This window comes from Rhizobacter sp. (assembly GCA_019635355.1).
GTDB lineage: Bacteria > Pseudomonadota > Gammaproteobacteria > Burkholderiales > Burkholderiaceae_C > Rhizobacter.
The window spans coordinates 5122641-5138423 of record JAHBZQ010000001.1; the positions used below are offsets into that span (position 1 = coordinate 5122641).

Genomic DNA, 15783 nt, shown 5'->3' on the forward strand with positions numbered 1-15783 from the left:
CCCAACGTGATATAGACATTAATCTTGGAAGCCAGATGTAGCCACAAGTGGATAGATCTAGCCATTTGTGGATAGATTTGGAGTCCATATCTATCCACTTCTGAAACTTGGCCGAAGCGTACCAGTGGGGGCAGTACAGCCGGCTGAGGAAGTTCACCGAGGCCCCCTGGCGACGCCTAACGTTTGACATGAGAGGCCCGCCCCGGCTTGCCGGGGCGGGTCCTCTCGATGGAAGGGTTAGACGCCGCCGCTCTGCCGATGGACTTCGGTGCTTCGCAAGCGGGCCTGAACCTCAAAGTGGTTGTACCAGTATGGATCGCGGCCTTGCAGTAGCTGCCAAAGGCTGGATGCTGGATATGCGAGGAAGAAGACTGGGCCCCAGCGCTCGTATTGCTCGACATGGACTCGCTCATGGGGACCAATGTGTGTGAGTTCTTCTTGAGTGACTGCCAGGATGACATGGCCGAAGACGATGCCCCTGAATGGCAACGCAAGTGCAAGCTTGCCGCAACTGGCTAGACGCTTGCGATAGGTGACTTCCAGCGCTCCGGCACGGACCTTCGCGCTGCCGCCGAGCACCAATGGCACTGTGGCCAGAAGCAAGCCGCCCAGCGAGCAGGGGAGCGCCCAAAGAACCTTTGCGACTCTGAGCCATCGCATTCAGCGGCGTCTAACGTTTGACATGAGAGGCATGACCCGGCTTGCCGGGGCATGTCCTCTCGATGGAAGGGTTAGCAATCACTCGACGAATAGCTCGTACTCGATGTCTTGCACCATGCGGCCAAAGTCGACCGAGCTATGGTTGTACTTTCCACCGAATTTCAACGTGTGGCGCCCTGGAGAAAGAGGCTTTAGGAGAAGCCAATAGCCGTCCGTGGCTGACGGATACGCGTTGTACGCGCTCTGTGTTTTGGGCACTCGTGAAAATATGTTGAAGCACCGATCGGATGCGAAGCGATATGCCTTTAGGTTTTCAATGGGCGTTCCATCGACCTCTGCAAACAGGTCGATTGCCGTGTCGTTGGTGAGTTTGGCCAAAGACTTAGCTCTTTCACACGTGAATGTTTCTGCGTCGCGTGCGGCGTAGTACACCGTATTAATGAGGGGAAAGAACAATGACTTTCCTTCAGGTACCGTGCACTTTCTGCGAATCTTTGATGACCCAAAACCACCGGCTAGAAACCACGTGGATCCAGTCTGACCGTCTCCGCAGCGCGCCCCCGACGGATCGGAGACGGGGCTTTGCTGGCGTGGAACGGCCATTGCCCATTGCCACCATCGCTCGGTGAGTTGCGAATGCTGACTAGTTTGGTTGATGGAAATTGGGCTCACTTCGCCGGATACAGCGGAGGTGGCAAAGACTGCCATGGACATTGCGATTGCAGCGGTGTTCATGCTTGGTGATGTGCTCATGATTGCTAACGTTTGACATGAGAGGCCCGACCCGGCTTGCCGGGGCGGGTCCTCTCGATGGAAGGGTTGAGCATCGCGCCTCTGAGAAGAGCAGGGCTTTCCAAGCAGGACGCCCGTGAAAGTGTGGTGGAGCGTAGCTCGGGCTTGGCCAGACGAGCAACCCCACCGCCGCCTGTGGCGGCGCCCCAGGACTGACTACTCAAGCGGCGTGAAGCGCCAACCATTGACTGACCTTTACCGGCCGGCCGATGGCATCGCACGGGTGCCGAAGCGTGACGAGCCTGACCTTCATCTTTCGAAGTGTCTCGGTGGGTGGCAAGCGCGGTGTTCAGCTTCGGCGGCAGAAAGCGATCGGTGACCGAAGGCTTGGCAGCCACGCACGCGAATTGGATTTGCGATGCTGACCGAAGGCTCATAAGCAACCAGGAACGCACAGGACCACTCGTGATGCTCAACGTTTGACATGAGAGGCTCGACCCGGCTTGCCGGGGCGAGTCCTCTCGATGGAAGGGTTAGAGCGCATCTTTGCATGGCACATGGTTACACCGCGATTTCAGTACTAGTGCTTCATGTGCTCCCTGCGACGACGCAAGAGGCCAGCAACCAAGCAGACGCCCGCAAATGCGGAATAGCCGTATGCGCTTCCATTGGGACCCATTGATTCATGGTGGAACAAATGCAGTGAGCTGTACTTTCCGGTGAACGGAGGGCTTGGCGGATTTACGAATGACGCAAGCGCCAGAGAACCTGAAACGACGGACAGTCCGATCCATAGCTTCCAGTACTGCGGTTCCTTCGGCTTCCAGCCGCCTTCGAGTGCCTCCCTAGTAAGCGGTTCTGGTTTCGAATTCGCCATGCGCTTTCGATCCCAGCGCACGAAGATGAGTAGCCCGACTAAGGCGAGAAGAAGTGCACCAATGACGAGGGCAGCGAGCATATTGGATGGAGCGGCTACTGCGCTCTAACGTTTGACATGAGAGGCATGACCCGGCTTGCCGGGGCATGTCCTCTCGATGGAAGGGTTAGGCCGCTTTGTACCGCACGGCAAGTAGCGCACCAACCGGCGTGGCCAGGAATAGGAGGACTCCTGACGTAGCAAATGCGAAGGCGATAGTTTTTGCGGCTTGGACAAGAGTTGCGTTAGGTAACCATAGCTCTGCGCCGGAGATAAGCAGCCAGAGGAATGCCGACGTGGCGACAACGAAGCTGGCTTGTACCGCATTACTTCTTATGGCATTTCCGACTAAGAAGCCGATCAGCAAGCTTATCGGTACATACGCGATGAAGTGCTCCGCAACCAGCACTGCATAGACGGAAAGGCCGAAGAATCCATGCGCGCTGAGGTTGGCGGCCAAGAGCCCAAGCAATGAGACACACGCCCATATTTGAAGCACGCCCATGCCAACGAGAGCGACGGTGGAAAAGATAAATCGTTGCTTCATCTCTTCTAAGCGGTCTAACGTTTGACATGAGAGGCGCTTGGAGGCCGTAGGCCGGAAAGCGTCCTCTCGATGGAAGGGTTAGAGCGCATTTTGTGCACCGCGCTAGCTCTGCCGAAAGTAGAAGTAGGCAGCTGCGACGCCGACGACCAGGGCAACCGCAAACCACATGAGGCCGGCGGAACTCTTGACTTCGCCTGGCGAGAGACCCGAAGCGGTGATTTGCTGGCCTTCCAGCATTGCCTCGATGGCATCTTTCGCTTCTTTTAGCCCCACACCCTTCTGCTCCCGATACAAGCGGATAGCTTCGAGCTTGTTGCCTTGCTGCAGGGCGCTAGCAACTACTTCGCTGCCCGTTGCCTTGGTAGTCTTCTGCGCGAGGACCAGCGGGCCGCCCGCTTCAATCTGCTCGACCGCATCTTTGGCTTCTTTCAGACCTAGACCGGTTGCGTCTCGCAGCAGCTTGATGGCCTCGATCTTGTTTCCACGATCAATTGCGGCCAGTACTTCGGGCGGAACGGTGTGGTGAGTGGGTTGCATCTTCAATACCGCGATTGATGCGCTCTAACGTTTGACATGAGAGGCATGACCCGGCTTGCCGGGGCATGTCCTCTCGATGGAAGGGTTAGGCCTCGCGCGAACTGACGGGCCTTTACTAAAACTCATGCGCTTGTCGACCATTGGTAGCGAATGAAGAGATCGACGCTACAGATCACCAAGTGCGTTTCATCCCAAGATTCGGTTGCCAGTGCATACGGTGGCCAGTCTGCGTGCAAAGGAATCTCAATGTTCGCGAAGCGCTTTACATACTCGCTGACTTGGCCGCGGGCTTGCACGAGATGGAAGGGCTTCGGTTCGGGCAGTTCTGACGCAGCCTTGACCCCAACTGTTGCGCCCACAAAGGAGGAAACGTCTGGATGTGGAAACTTTGATTTGCGAGAAATGTCGATTTCGAGCGCTTCCTCGCTTCCTGGATCGTCAAACTCGAACTGATCAATGCGGAGTGAAAGCATGAAGTTTCCAATGTGACAAGCGTCTCGCGGGCTTTCGTGAGGCCTAACGTTTGACATGAGAGGCCAGGCCCGGCTTGCCGGGACTGGTCCTCTCGATGGAAGGGTTAGGCGGCATTTTTGCAGCGCGCCCCACGCTTGAGCTGACCAAGCCAAGCCTTCAGCTTTGGCAAATCTTCTGGACGTAGAACCGCTGTTGCCTGCTTGCTCTTCGCATCTTTGTCTATGTGTCGGTGGACTTGCTCTGAATAGACATACAGATGCAGCAACACTTGGCGATCCGCTAAGAAGGAGACTTGATACATGCAGCCTCCGTGTTTGATCACGGTCTCCTCTTCCCAGTGTTTTCTCTGAAGCCTGGAGACTTCCTCCGCTAGCTCTCGAACTGATGCCGGATCTGTGATTCGGATCGCCTCGGAGGAATATGCTGCTTGGAGCCGAACCTCTGTCGAATCTTCGAGTTTGCGGAATGCGTTCTCAGCCTCTGAACCAAAGGCGAGCTGACTGAATAAGCCGCTGACGAGAACGGTACGACGGAGAAGCACCTTTGCCGCCTAACGTTTGACATGAGAGGCATGACCCGGCTTGCCGGGGCATGTCCTCTCGATGGAAGGGTTAGACCGCACTCTTGTTGAACGGGTTCTGGAAGATCTTGCGAGTCTCATATGTGTTCTTCTCGTGTTCCGTTAGCTCCTTGCCGGAAAGCAAGCTGTCGAACCGCATATCGAGATCATCAACTGCGTCGGCGATCCACTTGGCAAGTTCCTTTGAGCTCAGAAGCTCTGTCACCCAATGCGTATCCGTTGGAGCCGCTAGGAAAACGTAACCAGGACCTTTGAAACGCTCAAGTAGCGCATTGATCTTCTTCACGGGAGGCTTCGCACTTTGGCCAACTTCACCCTTGTAGTGAATCAGTTCATTTCGCAGAGAAGCAATAAGTTCGTATGACTGGAACGGCTCTGCCCCTGAGTCCCATACCGTGCCTCTCGATGCGGCTGCAATGAGGTTCCATTTGTCCTTGTACGAGAAGTCCTTGCGCGTCTCGTGCAACACCTTCCAAAAAGGGAAGGGTAGATAAGTGGTTTTCGAGTTCATTCCAACTACGTTCGCGATCAGTTCGTTGAGCTTTGCCTCAAGTACTGACGCGGCCATAAACACGCACGACGTCGTAGCTAGGTAGCGCTCGAAATCATGTGGAGCCTGTTCGGCCTGTGCAGCGTAGTACCTACAGCCCCACACCAGATCGTCCGAAAACAGGTAAAGCGACTGCTCTGTCTCCAGATGCTTAATTAGTTGCGGCATAGCGAGCTGTGCGGTCTAACGTTTGACATGAGAGGCTCGACCCGGCTTGCCGGGGCGAGTCCTCTCGATGGAAGGGTTGGGCGTCACTGGTCGTAGTGCCACTCTAGAAACTCTTCAGCTGTGCCTTCTTCGGCCATTTCAAGGATTGCCTCTGCTACGGCGTGCTGCCCCTTTGCCGCCGCAGCCGCAGATAGCGCGCAGGCGAGGAAGCCGAGGCTCCAAGCTTTTGTGGCCGCCTGCGCTACGAACTGTGGGAGCCTGCCCAGAGAACTGAAGTAGGCCTCTTGAAGCTCAGTGGGGACAGCTATTTCTTGCTTTGCTCGGCAGATCTCTACCCATGCGGGAAAGTGAAAGTAGGACTCGTGCGCCGTGGTTGGCGACTTGGCCAGTGCTGCAATGACATGAGGCACTGCCGCGAACGATGCGGAGTAGACATCACCTTGGTGAGCGAGTGCGCTCCAGAGTTGGAACCAAGGGCCGGAGTCGACGTTGTCTTCCGGGAACTGAGCAATCTGCTCCAGCAACATCGGAATGTCTCCCGCGCTTCCGTAGGCGTGCTCAAGCTCTTGCCAACGCGGACTGCTCAGACTCAGCACGAAAACTCTCCTTGTGACGCCCAACGTTTGACATGAGAGGCATGACCCGGCTTGCCGGGGCATGTCCTCTCGATGGAAGGGTTAGACCGCATCTTGCTGCCTCGCGGGGGAGGTTTCCTTGGAAGCGAGCGATCTTGTAACTAGAACCCTTGCCTGTAGTGGTGGAGGAAGTGGGATGTGGACCAACTCTATGGCAGGTGGAAACCGACCGGCGAGAACTGTGGCCTTGAAGTAGTCGTGCATACACGACTCAGTGAAGACCATGACCTTTCTGCAATCACCATCAACGTGAAGCAGATACAAGGCATCTGTCTTGAGCTTCTGGTACTTCGCGGAGGCCAGTTTCTTGGTTGCAGTACGCGCTGCGCTCGTAGATACCGCGGCAACGATCTTTCCATCATCGCTAACCGCATCAAACGCAAAGAGACCACCCCAAGTTAACTTGAGGCGCTTAGGCTGAAACCGCTGACCTTCGAAGTGAACTGGAAGGCCATGCTCGACGATCCAGCGCTCCGCTTCGTGGTTGACTGATGTGTCGGCCATGGAACTATGGGGTGATGCGGTCTAACGTTTGACATGAGAGGCGGCACAAGGGCGGAGCCCTTGTGACGTCCTCTCGATGGAAGGGTTAGGCGCCTGCATGCCACTCATGCCGGTATTCGAGTGAGAAAGTCTCGGACGCCTGCGATTAGCAACGTGACTTGGTCGACCTTGTATTCCCCGTACTTCCCATGTGCAGCCTTGTTGCGAAGATCCAGCCAGGCTGTGACATTCTTCTGGTCTAGTTTCGAGTAGACGTTTGCGCCAGCGAGATCAGCATTCATGGACTCGGCCTTCTTTGGTGTCGTGCTTCCATCCGGTTTCGTTGATTCGATAGGAACGCCTGCTTTAGCGCAAAGCATCCGCAGGTGTGACTCTAGGGCCGAGCCGGCTATGACGCCCGCGGCGTCCTTGTAGCCAGCATCGACCAGGTGTTGCGCCATTTCCAGGAAGTCAGCGAATGTCTCGCCGTGAACAAGCTCAACGAGCGACTGCAGGTGGCCGGCCTTCACATCTGCAAGCAACGCCTTGACGACGCCAATGATGGAGGAGGTGTGCGTGTGGAGGTGAGGGAGGTCTTTCAGTAGGCGCTTGGCTTCATTGACGTAGGTCGAGTTCTCTCCGGATATCCGGCTGATCGCGGCGACAGAGCGAGTGACAAGTGCTTGCCGTTCCTGCTTTGGAAGATCGCTGAGATCGTTGTGCTGAGATCGAGGAACCATTGCGTCGTAGTCAGCAACGATTCCTTCGAGTTGTTGAATGAGAGGCTGAACGTTCATAGTTTGAAGGCGCCTAACGTTTGACATGAGAGGCGGCACCCGGCTTGCCGGGTGACGTCCTCTCGATGGAATGGTTAGGCATCGGCTTCATGTGCGTACTTGTTTTTGAGTATCTCGTCTTCGTCGTATAGCTCGATCGAGTGGATGATGTGAGCTGATTTCAGAGCATTTGATACCGCTTCGCATAGAAGCTCCAGCTCGCCTGGTTGACCAGACTCTCCGCGCAAGAGGTACGTGGCGGGATCAATATTCTCTGCCGTGATACGAGCTTCTCCGTGTTTGATACGGACGTACTGGCCACCTTTGAATTGGGACGACTCGCCCAGCTTGGCGGGATGGCCGCATGAACTGAGTGTTTCAAGTAGCTGCTGAAGGGAGGCACTACTTCTAATAGTGCCGGAAGCAATGTATTCGTCTTCGGTCATAGTGCGCGAGCCTTTCGTACTCCGATGCCTAACGTTTGACATGAGAGGCCCGACCCGGCTTGCCGGGGCGGGTCCTCTCGATGGAAGGGTTAGGCCGCATTCTCTGAAAAGGCCTGGTTGGACTTACGCACCTACTCATGCTCTGCGTTTCGGAGCGCCCGTGCGATAGCGAGGAGGGCTCTCCGGTGGGGCGGCGTGAGTCTTTGGAAGACCCTTAGGAGTGATTGAAGGTCTTCTTGCTCTTCGGATTTTGGTTCAGTCTGAGCGCTGCCTTCTTTGTTGAGCGGGGCTTCGTCACCAAAAAGAAGATGCTTTGGATCGACCTTAAGAGCCTCGGCGAGGCGAATTAGCCTTTCCGCCCCCGGATCACTATTGATGCCTCGCTCAAGATCAGAGATTGTCGATTGGTTTATGCCAACGAGTTCGGCGAGAGAAACCTGTGACAGGCCAATGCGCTCTCTAGCTGATTTGAGTCTTTCACCAAGCGACATCGGCGACTCCTATGCGGCCTAACGTTTGACATGAGAGGCGGCGCCCGGCTTGCCGGGCGCCGTCCTCTCGATGGAAGGGTTAGGCGGCGGTGCGCTACCCGAAGAAACAGCAGTGCTCATCTTTGTGAACGACCTCAAGGAACCGGGCCAATGAATTGACCTCTGGGTGCGGCGTGTACCCGTGCCACTTGAGGTCACTCATCTGCCAGTAGATGCGCCAGATATTCTGTAATCGGACGAACGTTGCCTTGGCGAACGGAGTTTCCCTCTTCCTGGATTTGTCGCGCCAGTCGGGACGAATGTCGTGGAGCACAACGCTTTGCCCAGTGATCTTGTAGCCGTGATCCAGCTTGTCGCGAATGTGCTCAGGTGGTCGCCGACGCTTCATAAAGCTTTGCAACTCGCGTTCGCAGCGCGCCAATTCAATCTCGGTGAATGCCATGTTTCCAGCGGTACTTGCAACAACACGGCCTCAAGGCTAGCACTGGCCTTCTTTCCTCCGACGCCTAACGTTTGACATGAGAGGCGCTGACCGGCTTGCCGGGCAGCGTCCTCTCGATGGAAGGGTTAGAGCGCTTGGATGAAAGTGCGACGCTTTGCATCTGGCGTTTTCCAATAGCTGCGTAGCGCGATTTCTGCGGCATTTCGCTGAATCGGGTCGGTGTCTTTTACCCACTCTAAAAACTCGCATACGAGATCGACCTGTACTTCCGTCAGATGCTTTAGCCGCGCGACGTTGTATGCGGATAGTGACGTTAGAAGGAAAACAGTGGACCAGAAGACTGGTTCTTCCTTGAAATTTCTCGGCCAAGCGCCATCAAGGCAGAAGCAGAGGTATGCGGGAAGGTAGTAGCAAAGAGACTGGTCTTCCAGGTGTGAAAGTGCTGCGTCACATTCGATTAGTGTGCTGACTTCGATCTCATCCCAAGGAGTGGCCCCGTCAATGGATCGCTCTGCTTCCCATTCTTCTTCTGAGATCTCCCTGGCAAGACTCTGATCGGCAAGCTGTGCTTGCCTCAATGTCATTGCTGGCAGCGGAAGAACTGGGAATGCAACCTTGATACTTGCGATGAGTTGTGGCGGTGACATAAGCGCTCTAACGTTTGACATGAGAGGCGTCGCCCGGCTTGCCGGGCGACGTCCTCTCGATGGAAGGGTTGGGCGTCACTGATGCCACAGCTACACCCGCATTTCTTCGGGTTTGCCAGGCCGCCCTAGCGACTTGATGTGTTCTATGTCAGCCGGCTTTAGATCGAACCACTCGCCTTCGAGCCTCTGCGATCGAAAGTGATCGTGAAGAGATCTCTCGGCTTCCGTGTAGTTGTCGAAGTACGCAAAGTGCTCGACTGAGAACCGGAAAGGCAGCTTGACTTCAAACAAGCGTGTTCTCGACTTCATGCTTACGGTCTTGCCAATTTTGAATCCGTACTCCGACCGAAGCAGATATACGAACCCAGGTGTTGCGATTGTCGGAAGACGACGTGTGATGCCAGCCGCTGGCTTTCTAGTAGAGAACGCCAGTTGATCGAGGTCTACAAAGTGCTCTGCAAATAGATCGGCCAAACCATAGCGCTGAATGACAGAGTCAGCGAAGCCAAAGAAGGCCTTGCTTCGCCAGTGTGTACGACCGGCAGGTAAAGGCTTCAGGACTATTTGTACTTCGCGCCAATCCATTCGCGCGCCTTCGTCGCCTCTGTCTAGGCACACGCCAAGTGCGCTGACATTGCCAACCAACTCTGCTTCATCCCAGGCTGCGAAAGCCACCCCTTCACCCGGTTGAATTCGACGCAGCAGTTCACTTGGCGCAGACAGCAACTCGTTGCTGAATGGGGAGAAGCTTGCGGGTAGGGCGGAAGGAGCCAAGCGCCAGTAGTTTTTGATGTTGATCATGAATCGGAACTTGCTTGTGACGCCCAACGTTTGACATGAGAGGCGCTGACCGGCTTGCCGGGCAGCGTCCTCTCGATGGAAGGGTTAGAGCGCATTTTGGCCCCGACAGAACTTCTCTACCCACTCTGCTTGAGCGTTGGTGTCAGGCATGGCGACGCCTCGGCTGCGGCTGAGCAAATGGAATATGTCTTGACCGGGAATGCCAAGTAGATGGAGCAAGCAGCCGGCTACCAAACCAGTACGCCCGATACCTGCACGGCAGTGAACTGCGACTGCCTGGCCTTGCTGTAGGCGACCGTGCAGCACATGCACAAGCTCAAGAAGCTTGGCTTCGGAGGCCGGAACTCCGCGATCTTTGATCGGGAAGTGCAGGAACTCGATGCCACGCTGCTTGCAGATGATTGACTGTGCGTTCAGCTCTAGCTCGCGCACCTCATGACTCTCAAGGAGCGATACGACTACCTTGACTGACTCTCTGCACCAACCAGTCACTTCTTCTTCCAGCCACTCCCCGCCGCGCGGACGGGGCATGAGCGCGAGCTTGTGCGGCTCAATGCCTTGAACCCAATGCAGGTCTGGCAGAAACATGCAAATGCGCTCTAACGTTTGACATGAGAGGCCAGGCCCGGCTTGCCGGGACTGGTCCTCTCGATGGAAGGGTTGGGCGTCATTTCGCGGTCTGGCCTGCTTGAAGCCCACGGAGGATTTGAACCTTCAGTTGTTCGGCCTCGCGCTCGCTCTTCGGCTCTAGCGCCCGTTTATCTCCGATGTTCAAGAGAGAGGCCAGCGACCACTGAACAACTGTTCCTTCGCGCAGCGTATTGACTTCGACGGCGCGGCCTTTCTTTTCGCGAAGCGTCAAGTGGTAGCCGTAGGATTCCTTCCACCAGAACGGAATGGCTAGCGACAAGAGTGCTGCAGCCGGGTTGTGACTGGGCGTAGTCCAGTGAGCACGTCTAGGCGTTTTGTGAATCTCTACTGCAATGTCGGCCGTCGCGTCAGCTGACGGTTTGACATCTATAAAGAGTTCGGTCTTCTTCAGGATCTCAGCCACTTCCTTGACCAAGTAGGTGCAGTGATCGAACTCGACTTGCGCTCCTTGCTCGCAACTTGCAATTGCCGCGGTTAGCGCGGGCTTGGGCGCGTTTGAGATCGAAGCCATCTCTTCGCCGCTCAGCGGCGGTGGGATTGGCACAGACGTACAGCCAGCCGCGAACATCGAGAGGGCTAGGAAGTAGTGGCTTTGCATGGCGATCGGTTTATGACGCTCAACGTTTGACATGAGAGGCTTGACCCGGCTTGCCGGGGCATGTCCTCTCGATGGAAGGGTTAGGCCGCACGCGCTGTACGACCCGAACTTGCATTCTGCGTTGGCTGGTGTTTATGGCAAGCAAACGCACCGCAGACCTGCTACTAGGCTTCTGCTTGCTCGGGCTTCGGCGCATGGGACTGGCATGCGAGCGCGAGGCTACAAACAAATAGGTGGTGGCCAGAGCCCGTATCTCGATTCCTTTGCTAGACATCTGGATCTAGATCGGGGTCTAGATCACTTGGTGCATCGCCGGTTGTGCATTGTTGGCTTGCCGCTCCAGCTGAGAAGATCAGTACACCGCCTAATAGGGAAACGCCTCCCAGCAAAAGTATGCAAGGAACCGCCCACTCGATAGGCTGTTCGTTGGTGACTTGCCGCATCAGCGTGATAACGCCAAGGACGAGCAAGAGGAACCCAAAAGCCAGCAAAGCGTTCGTTGCGGTTCGGTTCATGTGCGGCCTAACGTTTGACATGAGAGGCCCGACCCGGCTTGCCGGGGCGGGTCCTCTCGATGGAAGGGTTAGGCGTCACGCTGAGGGACGAACCTACTTTGTAGCGATTGAAGCACTAGGTGAGCTTCCCCCTCGCTTGCAATACCAATCCGCGGCCACCGATAGCGACGATTGAAACTAATTTCATTTCCGGTGCTTCGGCGGATCTCTTCGATGAGCGAACGGATCTCACCTTCGGTAGCGCCGCATTGGCACGCGACGGATTTGGGCTCAAGCGCGACTTCGACTCTATTTCCTGGGGCTAGATTCTCGTGATAGATCGTGACCTTTCCGGCTGATCTATAGCGCTCCCCGTTTCCGCTTTGTAGTGGCTCTCCGTGACCAAAGATCTCGCGCATTGCAATGGACACACTTGCGTAGATTTCGTTGTGCACTGGTGTACCCCTTCCGATGATGAGCTTGAAGGAGGCAATTGTTCCGGGGTGGCGTGTCTTTGGGAAGATGCTGAGCACCGTGATGTCGATTTCGCACAATGACGCCTAACGTTTGACATGAGAGGCATGACCCGGCTTGCCGGGGCATGTCCTCTCGATGGAAGGGTTAGGCCGCACCGACGCGGAGGTACTTTTTGATTTCATCGGTGACCTTGTAGCAATCGTCTCTTAGCTCGCGCATGAAGTCTTGTTTTGGCTTGGCGAGGCTTGGTGCCTTTGTTGGCTCGCTCACCTTTGCCTCCTGCCAAGATTCATGAATAGACATCAGCTTCAGCGATCTTTCGTGGAGGTCGTTCATCCTTTTGTAGACAGGTTCAGGGAAGTAGAAATCGCTGCGCTCTACAACCTCTGCGAACTTCCACACCTCCTCCTCCGTTATTGCGGCTCCCCTTGCGGTGAGGTGAACTCGGAATCTAGATAGGCCGTCGAGAATTTCCAGACGACTTGCATGCAACGCGATTTGGTTCGCAGCGATGGCTGCCTTGACTTGGCGCTTGGCATAGATGGCGGCAAGTATTGCGACCAACGCGGAAAGGAAGGAGATAAGAGCGGTGGTTTCTTCCATAAGTGCGGCCTAACGTTTGACATGAGCTGCGTGACCCGGCTTGCCGGGGCACGTCAGCTCGATGGAAGGGTTAGGCGCCTGTTTGCGCATGCCTATACCTCGAATACCGGGAACTGCGGGAGCTTGGTTACTAGAGCATCGTGCCAAGCATGCCAGTCTTGCGGCCTGAGAACCCCTGACACCTGCAAACCAGCAGGCTCGACTGACGCTATGAGATACGGAGCCACTTCTTCACGGCCGAACCAACAAGAACAGCCGTGACTTCCGGTTCCTGCCCAACCTGGAAGAGCTTCGTAAGTTTCTTGAAGGTGCTTCAAATCGCGCTCATTGAAATCCGAGAAGCGCAAGGCATAGACACGCTCGACGGCGACATACCCATCAGGTGCATTGAGATGCGTGGCAGCGTTGTCGTAGTACAGCGCCATGGTTACTTTTGCTCTCGATTCCGGTGGAACGCTCTTCAGGCGCCTAACGTTTGACATGAGAGGCGCTGACCGGCTTGCCGGGCAGCGTCCTCTCGATGGAAGGGTTGGGCGGCACCACACGCTCGCTCACTTGCTACTGCTGGTGCCCAGATTAAGCAGCTTCGCAAGCTCTTCCGCCAGGGTTCTGGATGTGAAGAGAGAAACCACTTTTGCCTTGCCGAACTCCTGCTCAAGCTCTCGCTGACGAACGGGATGATTTCCCAGGCGATACAGGCGAGTTGCTGTGCGCTTTGGAGGAGCGATTTCGTACACGCCCCAGCTGCGAGGCTTCGTGTACGAGCCATCAGCCGCAAGGGCGGAGGCTTGAACTCCCTTGGCTAGCAGCGCATCGACTCTTTCTTGGCTGAAGCGCGTGTTGTTTTGCATTTGCGAGTGCGATGGCCGGTGACTTCGACTTTGTATTTCAAGGACGCTTTCGACTGCCAGCGGTGATTCCCTGTGCCGCCCAACGTTTGACATGAGAGGCCAGGCCCGGCTTGCCGGGACTGGTCCTCTCGATGGAAGGGTTAGGCTTCACCGGAACACCGGTACATAAACCGGGCCTTGTAGGCGAGTTTGGTAAGCGCCCCCCACCTTGTTGATAACTAGCCCCTCTGCAATCTGGTACGAGAGTGGTGTGGTGCGAAGAACTGAATAGGCAGCTTTCAGTGCCGGCAAATCACGATTCGCTTTGTCTCGGAGTTGGACGTTCTCCCACTCTGGATCGAAGTGGAGATTGCCTATATACGACGCTTTACCTCGCTCTACGGTGAACTCGATGTTGATTGGAGTCTTTGAAGCAGAGCGCCAATGACCTCTCACCACTTCCCATAGGACTAAGCGATATCTTCCTTCCGGTACCTCAACTGCATAGCCTCCAGCACGCTGCTTTGGGTCGTCGCTAGCCGAGAAGGAGGAGTCATTCCAAGGCGTTAGGCAGGGAACCATATCGCAGCCGAATGAGAAGCGTATGAGCTTGCCTCCGGAGTGAGGTTGGGCATACAGATGGATTCTGGCCAGACTACTCTCCCATGAGATGCTGCCAACAGCCAGACCAGTTGGTTTGTTCGGATCGAACTTGAAGTCGCTTGGAATGTTCGAGCACGAACAAAGAGCAACGAGGGGGATGAGGGCTATGAGGAGCTTTTGCAGGGGCATAAGTTGGTTCTACCTCGTGAAGCCTAACGTTTGACATGAGAGGCTTGACCCGGCTTGCCGGGGCAAGTCCTCTCGATGGAAGGGTTGGGCGTCATGCTGCCGCGAACTCCGTGATGGACAGGGTATTTCCATCTGGATCTTTGAACCACGCAACTTGCGAGCCATCCGGTGTGCGCCAGATGCCTGCTTCGTTTTGATTCATACCCGCATAGCGTTGGAACTTGACGCCTCGACCTGCAAGCTCTTCAACTGTGCGAGCAATGTTGGTGACCTGCCAGCCGAGCGCCGTATAGCCGCTGACCACAACGTCTTGCACTTTTTGCACTCTGATCGTCGTTGCGCCTGCTTTGAAGACCAGTGCAAACGGGCTACTTTCCAGGAGTTGGAGGCCAAGAGTGGTTTCGTAGAACTCTTGAGATTTGCTCGGCGCCGCGGTAGCAACGAAGCCAACGAGCTTTTCACTGCTGAGCATTGGTGACCTCCGTTTGCGTTCTATGACGCCCAACGTTTGACATGAGAGGCGGCACCCGGCTTGCCGGGTGACGTCCTCTCGATGGAAGGGTTAGACGCCTTGTGCGCCACGCATGTGAAGACCGAGCCAAGCAGCGTAGACGAATAGCGGGATGAAGCCGAGCGCGGCAGTTACTGGAAGCGCTATGAGGTGACCAAGCCCTTCGAATCGAGCTTCTATCGGCGCCGCTATTAAAGCGGTTAGCACCATACCAACCCAAGCAAGGGCAGAGCCAACCACTACTAGACCGACTACGAACCAAAAGCCCGGCCACATTGAGACGGACTTGGTCGGATTGACGTGCTCAAACAGCCCGATCACTAGGCCAAGAGCGAGACTTCCGAGTAGCAACGTGTGGAGAGACTGAAGTTTTCCAAGAATTGGAATGAACGCCAGCACTACAGCCGCAAGTAGTAGCTTCCCAACCAGCTTTGCGACGAACCAAGGTTCCGCGGCGACAAGCTGCCATGGAAACAACCAAGCGGCTTCTTGGGAGAACCTCAGCATGATTGGAGAGAGCGTTAAGACGAATACCACCAGTGCAAATGTCTGAACGAATGGGATGAGCAACATTGAGAGGCAGCCGACTGCACCTCCGGCTTTACCTGAGTTCGACATCAACAGGCCGATCGCAACGACGGGGCCAATCGACAGTACAAGAAACAACGCCGCTGCGGCATAGGTTTGCCAATTCGCCAAGGTTCCGAGGCTAGTGAGAACGGAGTCCCAAAACATTTTCTCTCCCTCGAAGTTGAAGGCGTCTAACGTTTGACATGAGAGGCGGCGCCCGGCTTGCCGGGCGACGTCCTCTCGATGGAGCAGTTAGGCGGCTGGTGGCACACCTGGGCAACCGCTGACCGACTGACCAAACCAGCGAGCGGCGAACGAAGCGGGAACGCTGACTTGGGGCTTTGCATTTGTATTCTTGGTTAGGCCTGCTGC

Annotated in this window: 23 protein-coding genes; 1 reads left to right on the forward strand and 22 read right to left on the reverse strand. The window is 55.7% G+C overall.

Annotated elements, in window-relative coordinates; genetic code table 11:
- Positions 1-237: 237 nt before the first annotated feature.
- The 17 genes from KF892_23960 to KF892_24040 all read right to left on the reverse strand — a co-directional run bounded on the left by KF892_23960 (position 238) and on the right by KF892_24040 (position 11167).
- Positions 238-660, reverse strand: a complete 423-nt coding sequence (locus KF892_23960; GenBank protein ID MBX3628086.1) for a signal peptide prediction — start codon at positions 658-660, stop codon at positions 238-240.
- 78 nt (positions 661-738) lie between these two features.
- The gene (locus KF892_23965) at positions 739-1395 is read right to left on the reverse strand and encodes a hypothetical protein (protein MBX3628087.1); all 657 of its coding nucleotides are present in this window, start codon (positions 1393-1395) and stop codon (positions 739-741) included.
- 1040 nt (positions 1396-2435) lie between these two features.
- Positions 2436-2855: a hypothetical protein gene (locus KF892_23970; GenBank protein ID MBX3628088.1), complete on the reverse strand. Its 420-nt coding sequence runs from the start codon at positions 2853-2855 to the stop codon at positions 2436-2438.
- A 102-nt stretch (positions 2856-2957) separates the two neighbouring features.
- Positions 2958-3398: a ribosomal protein L7/L12 gene (locus tag KF892_23975; GenBank protein ID MBX3628089.1), complete on the reverse strand. Its 441-nt coding sequence runs from the start codon at positions 3396-3398 to the stop codon at positions 2958-2960.
- A 116-nt stretch (positions 3399-3514) separates the two neighbouring features.
- Positions 3515-3865 carry a hypothetical protein gene (locus KF892_23980; protein ID MBX3628090.1) on the reverse strand — a complete coding sequence of 117 codons (351 nt, stop codon included), beginning with the start codon at positions 3863-3865 and terminating at the stop codon, positions 3515-3517.
- A 104-nt stretch (positions 3866-3969) separates the two neighbouring features.
- A complete protein-coding gene (locus KF892_23985; protein MBX3628091.1) occupies positions 3970-4167 on the reverse strand; it encodes a hypothetical protein in 198 nt (65 codons plus the stop codon).
- A gap of 310 nt (positions 4168-4477) precedes the next feature.
- Positions 4478-5164: a hypothetical protein gene (locus tag KF892_23990; protein MBX3628092.1), complete on the reverse strand. Its 687-nt coding sequence runs from the start codon at positions 5162-5164 to the stop codon at positions 4478-4480.
- A gap of 83 nt (positions 5165-5247) precedes the next feature.
- Positions 5248-5760, reverse strand: a complete 513-nt coding sequence (locus KF892_23995; GenBank protein MBX3628093.1) for a hypothetical protein — start codon at positions 5758-5760, stop codon at positions 5248-5250.
- 81 nt (positions 5761-5841) lie between these two features.
- A complete protein-coding gene (locus KF892_24000) occupies positions 5842-6303 on the reverse strand; it encodes a hypothetical protein (GenBank protein MBX3628094.1) in 462 nt (153 codons plus the stop codon).
- Between the two features lie 104 nt (positions 6304-6407).
- On the reverse strand, positions 6408-7079 hold the full coding sequence (locus tag KF892_24005) for a hypothetical protein (GenBank protein ID MBX3628095.1): 672 nt from the start codon (positions 7077-7079) through the stop codon (positions 6408-6410).
- A 74-nt stretch (positions 7080-7153) separates the two neighbouring features.
- On the reverse strand, positions 7154-7504 hold the full coding sequence (locus tag KF892_24010) for a hypothetical protein (GenBank protein MBX3628096.1): 351 nt from the start codon (positions 7502-7504) through the stop codon (positions 7154-7156).
- Between the two features lie 131 nt (positions 7505-7635).
- Positions 7636-7995 (reverse strand): helix-turn-helix domain-containing protein, encoded by a 360-nt coding sequence (locus KF892_24015; GenBank protein MBX3628097.1) that lies wholly within the window; start codon positions 7993-7995, stop codon positions 7636-7638.
- Positions 7996-8089: 94 nt separating this feature from the next.
- Entirely contained in the window at positions 8090-8437 is a 348-nt protein-coding gene (locus KF892_24020) for a DUF3024 domain-containing protein (protein ID MBX3628098.1), read from the reverse strand.
- 125 nt (positions 8438-8562) lie between these two features.
- A complete protein-coding gene (locus tag KF892_24025) occupies positions 8563-9084 on the reverse strand; it encodes a hypothetical protein (protein MBX3628099.1) in 522 nt (173 codons plus the stop codon).
- 90 nt (positions 9085-9174) lie between these two features.
- On the reverse strand, positions 9175-9885 hold the full coding sequence (locus KF892_24030; GenBank protein ID MBX3628100.1) for a GIY-YIG nuclease family protein: 711 nt from the start codon (positions 9883-9885) through the stop codon (positions 9175-9177).
- 84 nt (positions 9886-9969) lie between these two features.
- A complete protein-coding gene (locus tag KF892_24035; GenBank protein ID MBX3628101.1) occupies positions 9970-10473 on the reverse strand; it encodes a dual specificity protein phosphatase family protein in 504 nt (167 codons plus the stop codon).
- A 79-nt stretch (positions 10474-10552) separates the two neighbouring features.
- Complete coding sequence (locus KF892_24040; GenBank protein MBX3628102.1) at positions 10553-11167, reverse strand: hypothetical protein; 615 nt, start codon at positions 11165-11167, stop codon at positions 10553-10555.
- Positions 11168-11768: 601 nt separating this feature from the next.
- On the opposite strand from KF892_24040, the gene KF892_24045 reads away from it, so the two are divergent.
- Positions 11769-11954 carry a hypothetical protein gene (locus KF892_24045; GenBank protein ID MBX3628103.1) on the forward strand — a complete coding sequence of 62 codons (186 nt, stop codon included), beginning with the start codon at positions 11769-11771 and terminating at the stop codon, positions 11952-11954.
- Positions 11955-12249: 295 nt separating this feature from the next.
- Here the strand turns inward: KF892_24045 and KF892_24050 are convergent, their stop codons facing one another.
- From KF892_24050 to KF892_24070, 5 genes are all read right to left on the reverse strand, one after another.
- Positions 12250-12708, reverse strand: coding sequence for a hypothetical protein (locus KF892_24050; protein MBX3628104.1), 459 nt, complete (start codon positions 12706-12708; stop codon positions 12250-12252).
- 92 nt (positions 12709-12800) lie between these two features.
- On the reverse strand, positions 12801-13133 hold the full coding sequence (locus tag KF892_24055) for a hypothetical protein (protein MBX3628105.1): 333 nt from the start codon (positions 13131-13133) through the stop codon (positions 12801-12803).
- Positions 13134-13259: 126 nt separating this feature from the next.
- Positions 13260-13559, reverse strand: a complete 300-nt coding sequence (locus KF892_24060; protein ID MBX3628106.1) for a hypothetical protein — start codon at positions 13557-13559, stop codon at positions 13260-13262.
- Between the two features lie 862 nt (positions 13560-14421).
- The gene (locus tag KF892_24065) at positions 14422-14802 is read right to left on the reverse strand and encodes a VOC family protein (protein ID MBX3628107.1); all 381 of its coding nucleotides are present in this window, start codon (positions 14800-14802) and stop codon (positions 14422-14424) included.
- A 90-nt stretch (positions 14803-14892) separates the two neighbouring features.
- A complete protein-coding gene (locus KF892_24070) occupies positions 14893-15576 on the reverse strand; it encodes a hypothetical protein (GenBank protein ID MBX3628108.1) in 684 nt (227 codons plus the stop codon).
- Positions 15577-15783 lie beyond the last annotated feature (207 nt).